Genomic DNA, 16,020 nt, shown 5'->3' with positions numbered 1-16,020 from the left:
CTCCTTTTATATTAATTAGCACATTGTTTATTATCAGTATCAATAGACCATCCAATAATCGTGGCACAGTCTCTACCTTTCCACTGCAGTACATTTGTTAATACGGGCTCAATCTGCAAGCTATTTCCGTCGTGTAATATTTCTACTAAAGATTGATCATCATCAAACCTTCGTTTGTCACACTCTAAAATACCGTCCGTTGCCATTACAATGTGATTCATTCCTTTTTCTAATCCTCTTACACCTGACGTAAAGCAAGGTGTATTTGCTGCAAAAATATTTTTCCTGCCAATATATTCGTAATTTTTCCGTTTATTTAATCGTCCTTTTCCATTTTTCGTTTTCTCAGAATGGAATAAATACGCGAAACAATCACCAACTGATAACCAATATAAAAATTCGCCTTTTCGTAAACAAATTAAGCAAGCGAGTTCCTCATCATCTTGATCACACTTTTTAATAAATAACTCATCTGTAAATAACGCTAATAAGTACATATGTGTATGATGAAAAGCTAAATGTATTGGATAGGAAAATAACTCTTTTAATTTCTCTTTTCTTTCTGAAATCGCTTCTATTATATAATCAATATTTTTTGTTTTGTGGTGTGTATCAAAAATCATAACAAATTCAAATTGTAATTCAGGGTCCCACCAAGCAAGTACCGCATCTCCTCGTTCATAGGCATCACTTTCTTGATTTCCCCCATATACGCCGACTGAAAGAGGACCACATTTTTCAACATGTATTTCATCTACATACATCTGTTCATGACTCATCCATTTGAATGTATTCACAACTATCATCCTCTCTCTTGCTAAATGTATACCTTTACACATAGATTACCTTATATTTCAATAAAAATAAACTTTTTCAACATTTTTTATCCAAATAAAAGGATTTTATTTCTAAAACAACGAATATATCTTACTATACGATATAAAAAAGGGGATTTATTATTATGAACAACATTAATCAACATTGGGAGAGCATTTATTATCACTTACGATACGAATACGAGGACAATCTTTCCCACCAAGCAATTCGTATTTTACAAATCGTTTCTCGTGAGAAAGATATAACAATTGGAAAAGTCGCTACTGAGCTTAGCCTTTCTCATAACACAGCATCTGAACATATAAAGCGCCTTATTCAAAAGGGGTTCATCGTTAAAGAGAGAAATAAAAAAGATGAAAGAGTGGTAAACCTTACATTAACAATTGAAGGAATTGAAGTATTAGAAAAACATACTTTACTAGATAAAGAAAAGATAAAAATATTAGAATCACAGTTATCAAAAGAAGAACAACAATTAATTGAAAAAGCATTTTCGTTATTAGCGAAGGAGGCAAAATATGCATTTCCTCGTTAAAGTAATCGTTTCGGCACTTATTATCGGCGTTATCACTGAAGTCGCTAAACACTACAGTACGATAGGTGGCTTTATTGCTGCCCTTCCTCTCGTGAGTTTAATTAGTCTATTTTGGATTTCATTTGAAGGCGGGAATAAACAAGAATTGAGTCAATTTGCTTTAGGGGTATTATATGGATTCCCCGCATCAGCACTACTATTATTTATCGTCTATATTGGTTTAAAAAATTCATTTACACTTAGTACATCTGTCCTACTCGGTATAGGTGTTTGGTGTATCGTTTTTGCTTTTCAAAAATTATTTCAAGCTTAGGGGGAATTAACATTCATAAATTTGTAGAAATAATGGGGCAAAATATAGAAGTACATATAAAAGGAATTGGTAAACAAACTGTAGTCATTCAAACCGGAATGAGTTGCTCATTTTATGATTGGTTTCCTATTATAGAAAAGCTTTCAGAGCACTTTACAGTCGTTTCATACCATCGCCCAGGTTACGGGAAAAGTGATTTAGGCAATCAGCCACGTACAATAAGGCAAGTTACAAAAGAGCTACATATGTTACTAAACAAACTAGCTATTCAAGAGCCATTTATTCTAATCGGTCATTCCTATGGAGGATTATGTGCACAACATTTTGCAATGTTACATGAAGATAAGCTGCAAGCACTTATTTTAGTTGATTCTACTTCGATGAACTTACACCGTTTAGATGAACTTCATTTACCAATTTCTGATCAAACTGACTCGGATGATATGTGGCTTAAAAAATATAATACATACTCCAAAATGGATGTAGACACACTTTATAATGAACTAAAACCTATTCTCACCGATCAATCAAAACAGCAAATTGGATTCTCTACCTCGCCTTCATTATATAAAGCGACAGCTTCTGAACTATCGGAGTGGAAAAACTGTGCTCTCTCACTAAAAGAGCTATGTAAAACATTAGAAATACCATTAATCGTTATCGGTAGAGATCCTCAATATTCTATTACTCAATTGACTAATGGTGGCATGCCAGAAGAGGAAGCAACACAACTTGAAGCAATGTGGCAAGAACTGATCCATGAACAATTACAACTCTCAATACATAGCCAATATATACTTGCCGAACATGCTGGTCACGGAATCGAAATTGATCGGCCTGATATTATTATTGGGGCTGTTCAATCTCTATAAATAAAAAAAGGAAGCAACTAAAGTTGCTTCCTTACTTATCTATTCATAATCTTCTTCATCATCGATTTCTTCGTAATAAGCATTCCCATTACTTACATAAATAGGGCCATTCGCAACATCAATACGTAATACCCATGCCCATGGCACAGCTAAACGCTTATGTATTGCTCGCCAAAAGCTCATTGATTTTCTTTCGTACTCCTGGAACTCCTGAAGTAACTCTTTATAGGAGGAACCGTCTAACTGAATATTTGCTTCTAGCAAACGAGAATGGGCATAGTACTGCAGCTCTAGTTCAGCAGCAATTTCCATTTCTTCTTCTGTTGCCATACCAATAATTGTTCCATCTGCTGGTGCAATTTCATATACGTTGTGAACTTCAATAAGCCCTTCTTTCTCTTTCTCAAACATGTAAACAGCCTCCTTTAACATATATTTTTTATGTTACAAAGTCATACTTCTACAATAACTTCTCTCTTTCCTCTTTTTTTGATAAACTTTTACAAAATATTTAACCGATGACCTGTTTTCTCTATTCTTTCAGCAGAAATGAAACGATTTTTATCAAAATTTAATTTATACACATCAGGCATATGAAGTGTTTTCCAAAACTCCAAATCATATTTCGAATTAAAATAATTCATTAGTAATACCATAATATTCCCATGCGTACCTATTACAATATTCTTACCTTCATATTTTTTTAATATATTTTGTATACATATTACAGCGCGCTTTTGTGCTACAGTATTTGATTCTCCGCCTTCGTATGCAAAACTCCAATCTTTCCACATATTCTGCATAGCATCATTAAAATTTGATACTGGCTCTGTGCTCAATAATCTTTCACGCAAATCTTCTTCAGTTTGTATTGATAATTTATATGTATTCGCAATTCCTTGTACAGTTTGGATTGCTCTTTTGTAAGGACTAGAAATAACAACATCAATATGTTTATCTTTTAATAAATGCGTTACATTTTCTGCATCACAGTGCCCTTTTTCAGATAAAGGTCGTTCCCGTTCTTCTTTTGTATATGTAGAATGGGCATGGCGAACGAAATATATTGTTGTCATTTTTCAACCTCCTTTCTTATTTTCCATCTATATTCAATAATAAGATTGGAAAATCCTGTATTACAAAAGAGCACTTTTCATAAGTGCCCCTTTGTTTACATAATAAAATTATTTCATTATAATTTATTTCTGAATTCCTCACTTATGACAATATCTCGAATAAAGTAATCCATATTACTTAGAAGTTTTTCAAATGCTTTTTCACTCAAATTGTTCATCATAAAGACAATCTCAATCTTATTCCCTTTTTTATCAGTACCATAGAAACTATTTGTTAATACAAATGCCGTAGAACCACCTTTCTGTCCAGCAAATTCGAATATACCCTCTCCTACGGTTCCTTTAAATATATTCTCAACCTCACCTTGCATTTGTGGTGTAAAATAATTTCTGCTATTTATCTTTTCCAATAAACTCATGTAATCCTTCGCATTTGCACCTATAAACCGATCTGACCAAATACGCTGAAAATCCATATCGGCTTTTAACGATATCTCGCGTTTTGTCCATTCTTTCTCGTCTTTCATCCATTCATGTATTTGCCATACATGCTTAACATATTCATCATTAGACATATTACGTAGCTTGTCCAATGCTTTATTTTGAGGAATATGCAGTTCTTTTTCAACATAGCCCCTCATATATAATGCCCCTGTATACGTTGGATAAAATTCATCGTGACTATTTAAGCCTAACTCTTTCAAACTTTCATTTATCCGCGCTGCTCCAAGCTTGTCCAATAAATATGATGCATTCGCATTCGAACTATAATGGATCATTCCTTTCACTACTTCTTCTAAAGAAGTTTGACCACCCTTCACTAACTCTTTACCTTTTACATCATCTAGCCATGCAGGGTGTGCACCACCATCAGTATTTTTCACATAGTATTTTTCTAATTCTTTCAATGAAATTTTCTCGTCTTTTCTTATTTTCCCTTCAGCTACTTGCTTAGCATATTCAATTGCTATAACGATTTTCGACATACTTGCTAGCGGTAATTTTTCTTTTTCATTTATTGATGTCAATGTTTCACCATTTCTTTTAACAATTAAAGAAGTTGTTTTATCATCCTTATGTTCTTTTATGTAATTTAGCACATAATTAGAGTCTTCTTTGGAATTGACATATTCCTTCACTGAAAAGAAAGCTATACAGCCTACTATAGTAATTCCAGCTATAATTCCAACAACTTTTAATCCCCTCATGATACTCCCCCTAAAATAAACATATTATATATTATACTAAATAAATTTCCCTTTTTAAGTAATAATTAGATTATTTATACAAAAATACCTCTTTTCTTAAACAACAAAAAAACATGCCTTCATTAGGAAAGCACGTTTTGTGATATTCTTCACATTGTTTAGTTAAAAAATAAATGTTTACTTACCATGATGTAACATTAAATCACTAAGTTCTTCTTCAATGTGATTTAATTTCGCAACGCCTTCTTTCCATTTATGAATATAACGTGAAACCCCAACGAAAAACAAAACAATAATTGTGGAAAGAATAATACCATATACGATTGCTACAGTACTCATAGTTACACTTCCTTATAATTAGTAATGTGGTTATTAGTTATATTTTTATTATAAACCTTTTTCTTTTAAAATACTTCGATTTCAACTTTTTGTAACAAAATTGATTTTTCTAACATTTCGTTCGTGAAAATGGCATATTTTTCACAAATTATACAAAACTTCACCATATGTACTATTACCATATGAGTTATATTATTAAATAGAATAAAGGGGATGATATACTATGACGACTTGGTTTATTGTAATGTTAGTTGTATTTGGAGCATTTAAAATTATCGTTTCTAGCCTTCCTAACACTGTTATTGAATCCATTATTAGCAAGTACGAAACACATCCAAAACTTGAAGAAGAGAATGTGACTATTACAATTCATGGAAATAACGTAGAAGGCGAACAGAAATCAAAAATTATTCATGATTTTAACGAAGGTTTATTTTTAGATCGCTATTATGCACCACCACACAATGAGGGTACGCCTTTAATTATCAATGCAAAACGTGGCAAAAAGAATTTTACATTTTATATTTATAGTCACGAGGAGCATGTTGATGTTGTAAAACAATATAAAAAGAAGGTAGTTGCTTATAGTTTACGCTCTAAAAACCTTCAAAATAGTGATATGTTCGTGTCAGCTGACTTAGCTTAATACTCATATATTAGAAAAAGGAATCCAAGAAATATGGATTCCTTTTTTTCTCATTTACTGAAAAATAAGCTCTGTCTTCAAACTATCTTTCGGTAATAACCAGCCTTTTTTCTCTAAACTCGCCATTAATAATTCCCTTTGTTTTGTCGCAATACTTTCTTCATTTGTTTTAAATGACACTTCTATTACGAAGTCATCTTCTAATTTTCCGGTATTACTTAATGGCCAAATTTCAATATTTGCTTTTATGTTTTCAAACTCTCCTGTATATCGTTTCATTAATACAGGACCGTAAATACGGGAATTCTTTAACATTTCCTCTCCCCAATTTGTATACAACCATTTGTTCATTTTCCCTGGTAATTTTTCTATTAACATGTTTTGAGCAGCTTGTTCATTTGGTAAATCAAGTATCCCATATCCTTTAGCGCTGTAACTTTTCTTATTTGAAATGCTTAATGTTTTCTTCTCAAATCCCCAATCTATTTCCGCCTCATAACTATCCGTATTACTATCGAATCCTTCTTTTTTAGCTACTTCTAGTGCATCTTGAATTACACCATTTGGAATAGGATATCTTTTTTTATATGTTAATTCAAAATCTTTACTAAATTCTTTCTTTCGAATTCTAGCAAACCAACCTTCCTCGCTTAAACTTTTATTCGCAGTATCTAAAAATTGCACTTGTATTCTTTCATATTTTGTACCAGCCTGGAAATGTTCTAGCACCTCTTGCTTCATCTCTTTGTTATCACCTAATACTTGTTCTGGCTTCAATAATAACTTTACTTCAAAACTAGGTTTCATTGGACTAGCTGCAAACCCTTCCTTAACGTTATAAAGGAAACAACAAAAGAAAATGCTGACGAATACAAATACTTTTTTCATATACCTATCCCCTTTACATTTCAAATGACTTCTATACGTTCCATTGCAAGTGAATATACATTTTCATACCCTGCTGTACTTAGCTTTTGTTGTAATCGATCCGTATCCTCTTTCAAAGCGTGCACTAACACCGTATGTTCTGGTAATAATGTATTTAACATCTCTTTAACGTCTCTTATACTTTGGTGAACTTTATACGGAACTCGCTTCACCCTACATGTACTCCTTACATGTTCTTTCATAACTTTTTCTGCAAAACTCCCTTTCGCAATATGCCCAGTAAAAATAACGGCATTCCGTTTTTCATTCCGAAGTTGTTCATAGTATAACTGTGCTCGTTTCGTTTGCATATTCGCATCACTCATTACAACTATTCCGTAACTATTTTGCATACTAATGTCATTATCCATCACTATTATGTTTCTTTTTAAACTCTCCATAATCCATTTAAGTTCTTCATTATTTTTTATCCAACCTTTATATATGAACATCTCTTCAAATCCAGCCAAAATTTCTTTATCTACTATAAGCGGAAATTCTTTATATCGTTCATATAAATACAATACTATATCTTGCGCCCTACCAAGTTGTGGCAGCGGTAATAATGCTATTCCTTCATTTTGCATAACTCGTTCAATTTCTGCACATAGATCGTCTAATCTATCATTTTGCGAAACATCATCTGTGTGATAAGCGGCATCTACAATTGCAACTTTTATATTGTGGCCCAATTTCTCAGGTAAATTAGCTCGTAGTATATTAGACTCTGCTGAATAGTCGCCTGAATAAAATACGTATGTATTACACATATCAACTAAAAACCAAACAGCTCCTAATACATGCCCACTATACCCCCACTGAAACCGCAATGTAGGAGTAATTTGTATCCATTCATTTGGATTACTAATCTCATCAATACATACATAATTTAAATCTTTTATATGTTGGTCGCTATAAGGTAACTTCCACCCTTGCATCACATTATAGTTTCTCCATTTCTCATAATATAACGGCAGTTGCTCCTTCGTATAACGAGTCGTCCAAATTTTTTTCTTATATCCATACTTCGCCAATAAAGGTAAACCCATCGTATGATCTTCATGAATATGTGATAAAAATACCGCATCTAAAAATTGAACAACTTCTCCCTCTATTTTTGGATAACTATTCTCATATGATCGATTAATACCACAATCAAATACTATTTTCGTCTCTTTATTTTTTACAAAATAGCAAGAGCGACCGTATTCTCCTGCTCCTCCCCATACTTCCACTCTCATCATGCTACCCCTTTTCGCTTTTGCTCCATATGTTGCAGCAGTAATAAGCACATTGTTGTAAGTCCAACAGAAACAACGGCCATCGCCATTCCTATAGATACTTCACCCTGTTCAAATTGAGCAAAAATAAACGTTGCTGACGTTTCTACTGATGGAGGTAATACGAGAAGTGATGCTACTAACTCTCTTATTGAAATTGTAAATGTCATCGCCCATCCGGCAAGAATGCCTGGGATAATAAGAGGCAATATTATTTTTCTAAAAATATAAATATAATTTCCAGAAAAAATACTTCCTGCCTGCACGAGAGAATCATCAATTTGTCCGAGTGATGATTTTACATATTGCACCGTGTAAGGTAAAAACAGAACAACATACGTTACGATAACCATGATTGGTGTATTATAAATTGACATAGGCATATATGGTGAATTCCAAAATAGAATAAGACCTACAACCATAACGATTCCTGGTACCATATTCGGTAACATACCGCACATATCAAGCCATTTTTCAGAGGTTTTTTTCCCCTTTCGAATCATAAGTGCCAAAAAGACTCCAATCATTACCGCAATAATCGCTGTTACGAGTGAAAAAAGAAAACTATTCCATAAAGCCTCTAATCCCGGAGACCCCATTGTAAACAATGCCTCATAATGACTTGTTGTAAAGTTATTTACATGTAAACCGCCGCCTCTTAATTTTGAAAAAGAAGCAATAAGTATAGAAAAGTATGGAATTCCAATCGATACGATTAATAAACCAATTACATACATCCATGCTACAACGCGCGTAAATATAGACAAAGTATATCTTTTAGATTTCACACCTTTTCCACTAACCATTGCATATGAATACTTTCGATTCAATACATTTTGTATATACCACATGAGCATACAAGCACTAAGTAATAAAGAAGATAATGCTGTTGCACTACTGAAATCAATTGGCCAACTCGAAATAAATTTATGAATTTCTGATGTTAACACGTGGAATCCTATTCTACGTCCGAATGTAGCCGGTGTTCCTAATTCAGCAATCGTCTTTACGAAAATGAGTAAAGCACCCATTACATAACTTGATACTAATAACGGCAATATTATTTTTCTTAAGCGATAGAAAAAACTTCCGCCATGAACTGCTGCAGCTTCTTCTTTACTACTCCCAATCTGAAGCAACGTGTTTTTCAGCATGAAATAAAGGAATGGGAATAAATGCAGACTCATAATTAATACCATACCTCCTAAACTAAAAAACGATGATGAAACTGTCTTTAACATCGGGAAAAATTGTTCAAAATAGCCGTTAGGTTGCATGAACAAAATCCAGCCCATCGATCCAATATACGGCGGTGTCATAAATGGAATCATAAAAACAATATCTAACTTACTATACTTTCCTACATCTGTTTTGCTCATAATAAATGCCAATGGAAATGCAAATATTGTAGCACCTATTACAACGAGTGCACCTAGAAGCATCGAATTTAGAAAAATCCCAGCTAATCCACCACTCTGCATCACTTCAAAAGGCTTTAAAAAATTCCAACTGCTATTTTCATATACACTAGAAAATAAAATAAGAAAAAGTGGAATGACGATTAACATCGCCACAAGTAATAACGCTACCGTCATTCCAACTTGTCTTACTGATACGAATCGATTTACCATGGAATCACCATCTTATTGAAATACTTTCTTAAATTGTTTTCCTATTTCATCTTGCTCTTTCTCAACTGTTTTCCAATCAATATTTAATACTGGAATCTCTTCTATATTTGGTCTATTTTCAGCTTTTATATCTGTTCTACCAGGCAATAAATACGCTTTAGAAACTTGTTTTTGTACATCATCGGATAATAAATAATCAATAAACTCTTTTGCACCTTCAACATTTTTACTATCCTTCATAATCCCCGCTGCACGTGGGCTAATAACTGTTCCGCTTTTTGGATATACAATATCAACAGGTTCACCCTTTGCTTTTGCGCTATACGTCATATAATCAACACCCGCAATGACCATATCTTTCGCACCTGTTACAACTGGGTCTAACGCTTCCTGGTTTGCTCCTGCTACTGTAACTTCATTTTTCTTAAGCTGCTCAAATAAATTCCATCCATCTTGTCCATTCTTTTTCACGTATCCTGTTACAAAGTCTAAAGCTGAACCTGAAAGTGCTGGATCTGGAAGATTCACTTTCCCTTTCCATTCTCCTTTCGTTATATCGCTCCAATCTTCAGGCGCCGTCTTCACATTTTTTGTATTGTACACAATCCCTAATGCTGAAGCACTATACCCGAAATAATGGCCTTTATCATCTGACCATTCAGAACGCAGCTTATCAGCTTGTTTCGCCTCTTTATAAGCTAACGTTTGACCCTCTTTCTTTAATCCTTCCATCGCTGGTAAGGAAGCGAGTACGACAACGTCAACGACTGGATTTTTCTTTTCAGCTTCCATTCTCGCTAAAATTTTACCAGTTGTCCCTTGAAACATTTCCACCTTTATACCAGTTTTCTTTTCAAAGTCTTTTTGAATTTTTTCTGCTAACCCTTTTGGCCCTGCACTATATACAACAATTTTCTTTTCATTCATATTTTTACTTTTTGCATCTGCATTACCTGTCTTTGAACTACAACCTGTTACTACAGTAGAAAATAGTAAAGTACATACAAATAAAGACTTAAGCGAACTGAATTTCTTCATACGATTCTCCCCCTATATGATGAATACATTTTTTGGGTACATATAACGATACTGGTTTCCCGATGCTTAGCTTACTATTGTGATAGGCTGTCCAGATGCCTAAAGTCCCCATATTTACTTTCACTTCATAACGCTCTCCTACGTATGTAACGTGCTGAATTTCACCTGTATACATTTCGCACACATCATTTTTTGTCCAACTCACATGCTCTGGACGAATCATTTTTTCACCCTCTACAAGCCAATTCGCCTTACCAACAAATTTGGCAACAAATTCATGAGACGGTTTCACATAAATATCTTCCGGTGTTCCTTTTTGTAATACTTCTCCTTGTTTCATGACAATAATTTGGTCTGACATTGACATTGCTTCTGTTTGATCGTGAGTGACATACAGTGCAGTTAAACCAATGGAATGAACGATATCCATAAGCTCTATTCTCATTTCTTCTCGCAAAATTGCATCGAGTGCACTTAGCGGTTCATCAAACAAAATAAAATGAGGTTTTGTTACAATTGCTCTAGCGAATGCGACACGTTGTTGCTGTCCACCAGAAAGTTCGTGTGGATACCTTTTCTCCATACCTTGCAGGCGAACTCGCTTTATCGCATCCTCTACTTTTTCTCGTAAATGATTCGTTTGCTTTGTAGCTCTTAAACCAAATGCAACATTTTCAAAAACAGTCATGTGCGGCCATAAAGCAAAATCTTGAAATACCATACCGATATTCCGTTCATGAGGAGATGTCTTTATCTTTTTTGTAGCAGAATACATGCATTGGTCTCCAAAACATATTTCTCCCTTATCCGGTTCTTCAAGTCCTGCTATCATTCTAAGTAAAGTCGTTTTCCCACATCCCGAAGGTCCTAAAAGTGTAGTGAATTCCCCTTTTTTCATTACAATCTGCAACGGCTTTAACGCTTGTGTTTTTCCAAATGTTTTTTCTAATCCATTAATTTTAATATCCATCGTCTCACCTCTCTCCCCTCATTCTTAACCTGCTTTCATTCTATATGGAAGATTTATACTGAATGTTAATGCACTGTAAAGATTAAATTAAAAAACTTCTAATAAACTATTTATTTCTATAGATTTTTTCTATAGTTAAAATAAAAAAGGCGGCAATTCATAATGAATCTCTTAAAATTAGAAATTGTAGTACTTATTAAGAAATACAAAAAGCTTACAATCGTTGCAGAAAAACTTGGCGTTAAACAACCAACTATTACTTTTCATATAAAAAGCTTAGAAGAAGAACTCGGTGTGTCTTTATTCGAATTACGTTCTGGAAGGTATTTCTTAACAGAGGCTGGTGAGGCTTTGCACCATTATGCTTGTAAAATAGATGCACTTATGAAAGAAGCTAGACGTGTCACGCAAGAGTTTAAAGATTTTCATAAAGGTGCTATAACAATTGGCGCTAGTTATGTACCAGCGACTTATCTTTTGCCAGCAGTCGTTCATCAATTTCAATGTGAATTTCCCAATATAAAAATAACGCTACTAGTGAAAACAGCCCCTGAAATTCGAATGATGCTACAAAATCACGAAATCGATCTTGGGATAATTTCCGCTGCTCCATTTGATGAACCACTTTTAAAACAAACGAATATAATGCCCGATACACTTGTTCTTGCTTTTTCCAAAGAACATCATTTTTCAAAGAAAGACAATGTATCGTTACAAAATATAGAAAAGGAACGCATACTATTGCATCGTAACCCATCTACAACGAGAGATTTACTTACACAATGGACGTTAGCGCACAACATTACATTCCAATCAGAAATTGAATTAGATTCATTAGAAACGATGAAACAAATTTTAAAATATGGTAATGGAATTGCCTTGATTTCTAAACTTGCTATCGAACAAGAAATACAACGAAATGAGCTATGCTATATACCAATCCCTGAATTTGAATTTCAGCGTAATATTTATACGATTCATCATGAGGACAGATGGAATTCTAAAATCATTTCTTTTTTATTACAGAGCATCACTTCATTTGCAACAAAAAATTAAAAGGCTGTCGTTATGCACGACAGCCTTTTAAACTATAAATCTATTTATTTTTCTTTGCCTCAATTTTCGCTTGCGCCTCTTCAGCCTTATCTAATGCTTCTGATACTTTCTTCTCTTTTTCTTTCACTTCATCTATACTATCGACAGCTTTAATAATTTTATCGATTCCTTCTTCTTCTACCTTTCTACGCTTTGCCACTCTTTCATTTACTTTCTCTTCCACATCTTTTGCTTTTTGAAGCATATTCTCTGCATTTGATGTTACAGCTTTTTCAAGTGCATCGTCTTTTTTCATTTGTAACACTTCATTTGCAATGTCTTTCGCTTCTAAATACTTACCGTCTTTTAATGCTGTTGCTCCGTGATCCATTTTCTCGGCCATTTCTTTATATGATTTCGCTTCATTCCCGGATTTCTCTTTTTCTGCTTTTTCAAACCACATTGTTGCATCACTATATTTTTCATCTTTCAATGATTGCATACCTGTTTCAATATATGTGTCATAATTGCTACATCCAGCCATTACGACTAATAGAAAAAGCATAACAAAACTTAATTTTTTCATGCTGTTGTCTCCTTTTCTTTGCAAGCTCACTTTACTTTAACATACATGAAAAAGAGTTTCAAAAACTAAAATACTAATTTAGTCATTCTTATAATGATAAGTCAAATTTTTATTATTTTTAAGCGGACACATCTAGTTGTTTTTTCGCCATATGTTGCTTTACTCCAACTAATACAACTAACAATAAACCTACGCCTAATGTCATCATAACAATGCTAGTTGGCAACATATCTAATAGTAGTCCATATACAATCATACCAAGTGGTGCGATTGCAGTCGCAATTGTTTCAAGTAGGCCAAACACACGCCCTAGGTAGTTCGGATCTGTCGTTTTTTGCATATGTACTTGCATTGGAATGTTTACAATCATAATTGCTATACCAGTTAACATCATAAAAGCAATATAGTAAATAAAACTTGCTACTTTTGGAATGATAACTAACAACGGAAAGACTGTACATAAACTTAAACCTGCAAACAAAAACAGTCCAGTATAAATTGAACGAAACGGATTATTCACTTCTTTACGCACCGATAAAGCAATCGCACCAATTAACATCCCGACTGCTAACATTCCCTCTACAGTACCAAGTTGCTTTGAAGATAAATGTAATGTATGTACGATAATGTATGGAAGTGCAACGGTTAGACCACACGCAAAAAAGTTTACCCACAATGCTATTTTCATTAAACCATATATTTCATGTTTTCGTTTTATATATGAAAAACCTTCTTTTATACTCGTCAAGAAATGCTCTTTACTCTCAGCCACTTCTTTTTTATATAAATCAAATACAATAAATAATTGCAAAATAACCGCTAAAAAGAATGTAATGCTATTCAACAAAAAGAACGACTGAATTGAAAAGAAACCAAATACAACTCCGCCAATAATCGGCCCTAAAATATTTGATAAAGAAGCCGCCGTTTGATTTAAAGCACTCGCTTTTTGAATACGTCCTTCATCTACTAAACTCGGAATAGACGAAGTTAATGCAACGGAATAAAAACTTGCACAAATTGATAATAATGCTGCTGAAATATAAATAAAAAGAAGTGATGGTCCAAATATAGTAGCAAGAATAAACATACTAAGCATCGTTAAACTACTTAATAAATCAGTACCAATGACAAGCCATTTTCGATTGACGCGATCTGCTACAGCACCAGCAATTGGACCACAGATCATCCTTGGAAGTGATCCGCAAACGAGCGTAGTTGCAAACCCCATCCCTGAACCAGTAGTCTTTAATACGTATAACCCCATTGCGAACGTATAAATACCTGCGCCTAATAAAGACGTCATTTTTCCAATCATCATTAAAATGATGTTTCTCGTTGCAATCTTCATTCTTGAATCATGTTGTCCTATACTTATATCTCCCATTTTTGACTCTCTCCCCTTAAAAGTTAAATTGTGTTAAACTTATTATATAATCAATTTTCCGATTTCCACAACATAAAGTTAAATATAATTTAACTTTTTAAATATAAAGGAGCAATAATATGGCAACTCTCGGCGAAAAAATTAAAACATTAAGAAAAGAAAAAAAGCTTACACAAACAGAGCTGGTAGGTTCGGAACTGACAAAAAGTATGCTTAGTCAAATTGAAAATGGAAAAGCTACACCTTCTATGAAAACATTACAATATATTGCTGAAAAACTTGAATGTGAAATGAGCTTTTTATTAGAAGAAGATGAAGGAGAAATTGTAGAACTCATTCAAAAAATGGAGCCATTAATAAAAGCAAATAAATGCGATGAAGTATACAAGACTTTACTACCTATCGTTCAAACAGAGCTACCTTCTACTTTAAATACAGCTCGCTTATATAAACAGTTCCTAACAGGAGCAGTTATTATGAACGATTATCATATTGAATATTACGTTGAAACTGCTGTTTCTATATTTGAAAAATATACTTTATATCGAGAAAGCACTGAAACGAAACTACTGTTTTACTATATGCTCTTCAAACGTAAAAAATATAAAGAATGTTTACAGATGATTGCTACAATTCGTGATGAATATAAAGCAAAGAATTTAGAAATGGATCTGATTACACATATACAACTATACTTAAAAGAAGCCATTATTTTACTCGCATACGGCAATTATGAAAAATGTGAAAAAGTCATTTTAGATGCACTTGCATTTTCAAAAAAGCATCAAGTGTATTATAAAACAGATGAATTTTACCGGATTTTATCTTACCAAAAAGTCATTACAGCTGATAAAGAACAATATTTATATTACATAAAAAAATCTGAGCAATTTGCCATTTTTACAGAAGATATTCTATCCATCGCAATTATTGATATTTTAAAAGCATACTATTACAACACAATTACTAATGAATATACAATCGCATTAAAACATCTAGAACAATTTCGAGAAAAACTAAAAGATGAACCAATCTTTCAAGACGATGGATTATATTATCTTGAAAAAGGAAAATCTTTGTATGGCTTAAAACGTTATAAGGAAGCTTTGGCAATATTAAAACACGCTACCATACCAGATTATATGAGTCATCCACTTGATCAATCGTGGGTATTAACAGCTGGGTCTTATCGTGCCCTTTGCTATATAGAACTTCAAGATAAAAAATCTGCCTTAAAAGAGGCAAAAGAAGCCGTTCAAGCAATAGATAGCTATCCTGATTCCATCTTCACTTCATTTATTAAAGAAACATTACAAATAATACAAAAACTTTAAGAATGT

Annotated in this window: 19 protein-coding genes; 6 read left to right on the top strand and 13 right to left on the bottom strand. The window is 33.4% G+C overall.

What is annotated here, in order from left to right; all coding sequences use genetic code 11:
• Nucleotides 1–11 precede the first annotated feature (11 nt).
• Complete coding sequence (locus NST27_RS08535) at nt 12–839, bottom strand: protein phosphatase 2C domain-containing protein (RefSeq protein WP_001999549.1); 828 nt, start codon at nt 837–839, stop codon at nt 12–14.
• Between the two features lie 122 nt (nt 840–961).
• Here NST27_RS08535 and NST27_RS08530 point away from each other — a divergent pair, with 122 nt between their 5' ends.
• The 3 genes from NST27_RS08530 to NST27_RS08520 are packed head-to-tail and all read left to right on the top strand — an operon-like array spanning nt 962 to nt 2,557.
• Nucleotides 962–1,372, top strand: coding sequence for a MarR family winged helix-turn-helix transcriptional regulator (locus tag NST27_RS08530; RefSeq protein WP_001059785.1), 411 nt, complete (start codon nt 962–964; stop codon nt 1,370–1,372).
• Nucleotides 1,356–1,685: a DUF3147 family protein gene (locus NST27_RS08525; protein WP_000545626.1), complete on the top strand. Its 330-nt coding sequence runs from the start codon at nt 1,356–1,358 to the stop codon at nt 1,683–1,685. The genes NST27_RS08530 and NST27_RS08525 overlap by 17 nt, the downstream gene beginning before the upstream one ends.
• The gene (locus tag NST27_RS08520; protein WP_002098609.1) at nt 1,646–2,557 is read left to right on the top strand and encodes an alpha/beta fold hydrolase; all 912 of its coding nucleotides are present in this window, start codon (nt 1,646–1,648) and stop codon (nt 2,555–2,557) included. Before NST27_RS08525 ends, NST27_RS08520 begins: the two co-directional genes overlap by 40 nt.
• A gap of 39 nt (nt 2,558–2,596) precedes the next feature.
• On the opposite strand, the gene NST27_RS08515 is transcribed toward NST27_RS08520, so the two are convergent.
• The 5 genes from NST27_RS08515 to NST27_RS08495 all read right to left on the bottom strand — a co-directional run bounded on the left by NST27_RS08515 (nt 2,597) and on the right by NST27_RS08495 (nt 5,362).
• Nucleotides 2,597–2,968 carry a hypothetical protein gene (locus NST27_RS08515; RefSeq protein ID WP_000461766.1) on the bottom strand — a complete coding sequence of 124 codons (372 nt, stop codon included), beginning with the start codon at nt 2,966–2,968 and terminating at the stop codon, nt 2,597–2,599.
• 89 nt (nt 2,969–3,057) lie between these two features.
• Nucleotides 3,058–3,633, bottom strand: a complete 576-nt coding sequence (locus tag NST27_RS08510; protein WP_000208264.1) for a histidine phosphatase family protein — start codon at nt 3,631–3,633, stop codon at nt 3,058–3,060.
• Nucleotides 3,634–3,749: 116 nt separating this feature from the next.
• A complete protein-coding gene (locus NST27_RS08505) occupies nt 3,750–4,841 on the bottom strand; it encodes a serine hydrolase (RefSeq protein ID WP_001214673.1) in 1,092 nt (363 codons plus the stop codon).
• A 177-nt stretch (nt 4,842–5,018) separates the two neighbouring features.
• The gene (locus NST27_RS08500) at nt 5,019–5,180 is read right to left on the bottom strand and encodes a hypothetical protein (protein WP_000108701.1); all 162 of its coding nucleotides are present in this window, start codon (nt 5,178–5,180) and stop codon (nt 5,019–5,021) included.
• A gap of 65 nt (nt 5,181–5,245) precedes the next feature.
• Entirely contained in the window at nt 5,246–5,362 is a 117-nt protein-coding gene (locus NST27_RS08495) for a hypothetical protein (RefSeq protein ID WP_001987133.1), read from the bottom strand.
• A 41-nt stretch (nt 5,363–5,403) separates the two neighbouring features.
• Here NST27_RS08495 and NST27_RS08490 point away from each other — a divergent pair, with 41 nt between their 5' ends.
• On the top strand, nt 5,404–5,826 hold the full coding sequence (locus NST27_RS08490; protein WP_000214592.1) for a YfmQ family protein: 423 nt from the start codon (nt 5,404–5,406) through the stop codon (nt 5,824–5,826).
• A gap of 54 nt (nt 5,827–5,880) precedes the next feature.
• On the opposite strand, the gene NST27_RS08485 is transcribed toward NST27_RS08490, so the two are convergent.
• From NST27_RS08485 to NST27_RS08465, 5 genes are read right to left on the bottom strand one after another with little or no spacing between them, the layout of a single operon-like run.
• Complete coding sequence (locus NST27_RS08485; RefSeq protein WP_000755309.1) at nt 5,881–6,714, bottom strand: hypothetical protein; 834 nt, start codon at nt 6,712–6,714, stop codon at nt 5,881–5,883.
• A 20-nt stretch (nt 6,715–6,734) separates the two neighbouring features.
• The gene (locus tag NST27_RS08480; RefSeq protein ID WP_033689534.1) at nt 6,735–7,997 is read right to left on the bottom strand and encodes an MBL fold metallo-hydrolase; all 1,263 of its coding nucleotides are present in this window, start codon (nt 7,995–7,997) and stop codon (nt 6,735–6,737) included.
• Nucleotides 7,994–9,664 carry an ABC transporter permease gene (locus NST27_RS08475; protein WP_047385844.1) on the bottom strand — a complete coding sequence of 557 codons (1,671 nt, stop codon included), beginning with the start codon at nt 9,662–9,664 and terminating at the stop codon, nt 7,994–7,996. The genes NST27_RS08480 and NST27_RS08475 overlap by 4 nt, the downstream gene beginning before the upstream one ends.
• 12 nt (nt 9,665–9,676) lie before the next feature.
• Nucleotides 9,677–10,702: an ABC transporter substrate-binding protein gene (locus NST27_RS08470; RefSeq protein WP_000714716.1), complete on the bottom strand. Its 1,026-nt coding sequence runs from the start codon at nt 10,700–10,702 to the stop codon at nt 9,677–9,679.
• A complete protein-coding gene (locus NST27_RS08465; protein WP_000351795.1) occupies nt 10,680–11,672 on the bottom strand; it encodes an ABC transporter ATP-binding protein in 993 nt (330 codons plus the stop codon). Before NST27_RS08465 ends, NST27_RS08470 begins: the two co-directional genes overlap by 23 nt.
• A gap of 162 nt (nt 11,673–11,834) precedes the next feature.
• On the opposite strand from NST27_RS08465, the gene NST27_RS08460 reads away from it, so the two are divergent.
• Nucleotides 11,835–12,728 carry a LysR family transcriptional regulator gene (locus NST27_RS08460; protein ID WP_001050594.1) on the top strand — a complete coding sequence of 298 codons (894 nt, stop codon included), beginning with the start codon at nt 11,835–11,837 and terminating at the stop codon, nt 12,726–12,728.
• Nucleotides 12,729–12,768: 40 nt separating this feature from the next.
• Here the strand turns inward: NST27_RS08460 and NST27_RS08455 are convergent, their stop codons facing one another.
• Complete coding sequence (locus NST27_RS08455; RefSeq protein WP_000736428.1) at nt 12,769–13,293, bottom strand: DUF4398 domain-containing protein; 525 nt, start codon at nt 13,291–13,293, stop codon at nt 12,769–12,771.
• Nucleotides 13,294–13,411: 118 nt separating this feature from the next.
• Nucleotides 13,412–14,680 carry an MFS transporter gene (locus NST27_RS08450; protein ID WP_000502480.1) on the bottom strand — a complete coding sequence of 423 codons (1,269 nt, stop codon included), beginning with the start codon at nt 14,678–14,680 and terminating at the stop codon, nt 13,412–13,414.
• Between the two features lie 119 nt (nt 14,681–14,799).
• Here NST27_RS08450 and NST27_RS08445 point away from each other — a divergent pair, with 119 nt between their 5' ends.
• Nucleotides 14,800–16,014 carry a helix-turn-helix domain-containing protein gene (locus NST27_RS08445; RefSeq protein WP_000212388.1) on the top strand — a complete coding sequence of 405 codons (1,215 nt, stop codon included), beginning with the start codon at nt 14,800–14,802 and terminating at the stop codon, nt 16,012–16,014.
• Nucleotides 16,015–16,020 lie beyond the last annotated feature (6 nt).

This window comes from Bacillus sp. FSL W8-0770, assembly GCF_038008705.1.
In the GTDB taxonomy this organism is placed as follows: domain Bacteria; phylum Bacillota; class Bacilli; order Bacillales; family Bacillaceae_G; genus Bacillus_A; species Bacillus_A cereus.
The sequence above is the reverse complement of the archived record's forward strand: the minus strand, read 5'-3'. Positions and strand labels throughout refer to the sequence as shown.

Excerpts from the sequence above, each read along its gene's own strand:
- NST27_RS08460 (WP_001050594.1), top strand. The coding sequence starts at position 11,835 with ATGAATCTCTTAAAATTAGAAATTGTAGTACTTATTAAGAAATACAAA.
- NST27_RS08515 (WP_000461766.1), bottom strand. The coding sequence starts at position 2,968 with ATGTTTGAGAAAGAGAAAGAAGGGCTTATTGAAGTTCACAACGTATAT.
- NST27_RS08535 (WP_001999549.1), bottom strand. The coding sequence starts at position 839 with ATGTGTAAAGGTATACATTTAGCAAGAGAGAGGATGATAGTTGTGAAT.
- NST27_RS08500 (WP_000108701.1), bottom strand. The coding sequence starts at position 5,180 with ATGAGTACTGTAGCAATCGTATATGGTATTATTCTTTCCACAATTATT.
- NST27_RS08465 (WP_000351795.1), bottom strand. The coding sequence starts at position 11,672 with ATGGATATTAAAATTAATGGATTAGAAAAAACATTTGGAAAAACACAA.
- NST27_RS08510 (WP_000208264.1), bottom strand. The coding sequence starts at position 3,633 with ATGACAACAATATATTTCGTTCGCCATGCCCATTCTACATATACAAAA.
- NST27_RS08480 (WP_033689534.1), bottom strand. The coding sequence starts at position 7,997 with ATGATGAGAGTGGAAGTATGGGGAGGAGCAGGAGAATACGGTCGCTCT.
- NST27_RS08455 (WP_000736428.1), bottom strand. The coding sequence starts at position 13,293 with ATGAAAAAATTAAGTTTTGTTATGCTTTTTCTATTAGTCGTAATGGCT.
- NST27_RS08505 (WP_001214673.1), bottom strand. The coding sequence starts at position 4,841 with ATGAGGGGATTAAAAGTTGTTGGAATTATAGCTGGAATTACTATAGTA.
- NST27_RS08450 (WP_000502480.1), bottom strand. The coding sequence starts at position 14,680 with ATGGGAGATATAAGTATAGGACAACATGATTCAAGAATGAAGATTGCA.
- NST27_RS08490 (WP_000214592.1), top strand. The coding sequence starts at position 5,404 with ATGACGACTTGGTTTATTGTAATGTTAGTTGTATTTGGAGCATTTAAA.
- NST27_RS08445 (WP_000212388.1), top strand. The coding sequence starts at position 14,800 with ATGGCAACTCTCGGCGAAAAAATTAAAACATTAAGAAAAGAAAAAAAG.
- NST27_RS08475 (WP_047385844.1), bottom strand. The coding sequence starts at position 9,664 with ATGGTAAATCGATTCGTATCAGTAAGACAAGTTGGAATGACGGTAGCG.
- NST27_RS08530 (WP_001059785.1), top strand. The coding sequence starts at position 962 with ATGAACAACATTAATCAACATTGGGAGAGCATTTATTATCACTTACGA.
- NST27_RS08470 (WP_000714716.1), bottom strand. The coding sequence starts at position 10,702 with ATGAAGAAATTCAGTTCGCTTAAGTCTTTATTTGTATGTACTTTACTA.
- NST27_RS08525 (WP_000545626.1), top strand. The coding sequence starts at position 1,356 with ATGCATTTCCTCGTTAAAGTAATCGTTTCGGCACTTATTATCGGCGTT.
- NST27_RS08485 (WP_000755309.1), bottom strand. The coding sequence starts at position 6,714 with ATGAAAAAAGTATTTGTATTCGTCAGCATTTTCTTTTGTTGTTTCCTT.
- NST27_RS08495 (WP_001987133.1), bottom strand. The coding sequence starts at position 5,362 with ATGGTAATAGTACATATGGTGAAGTTTTGTATAATTTGTGAAAAATAT.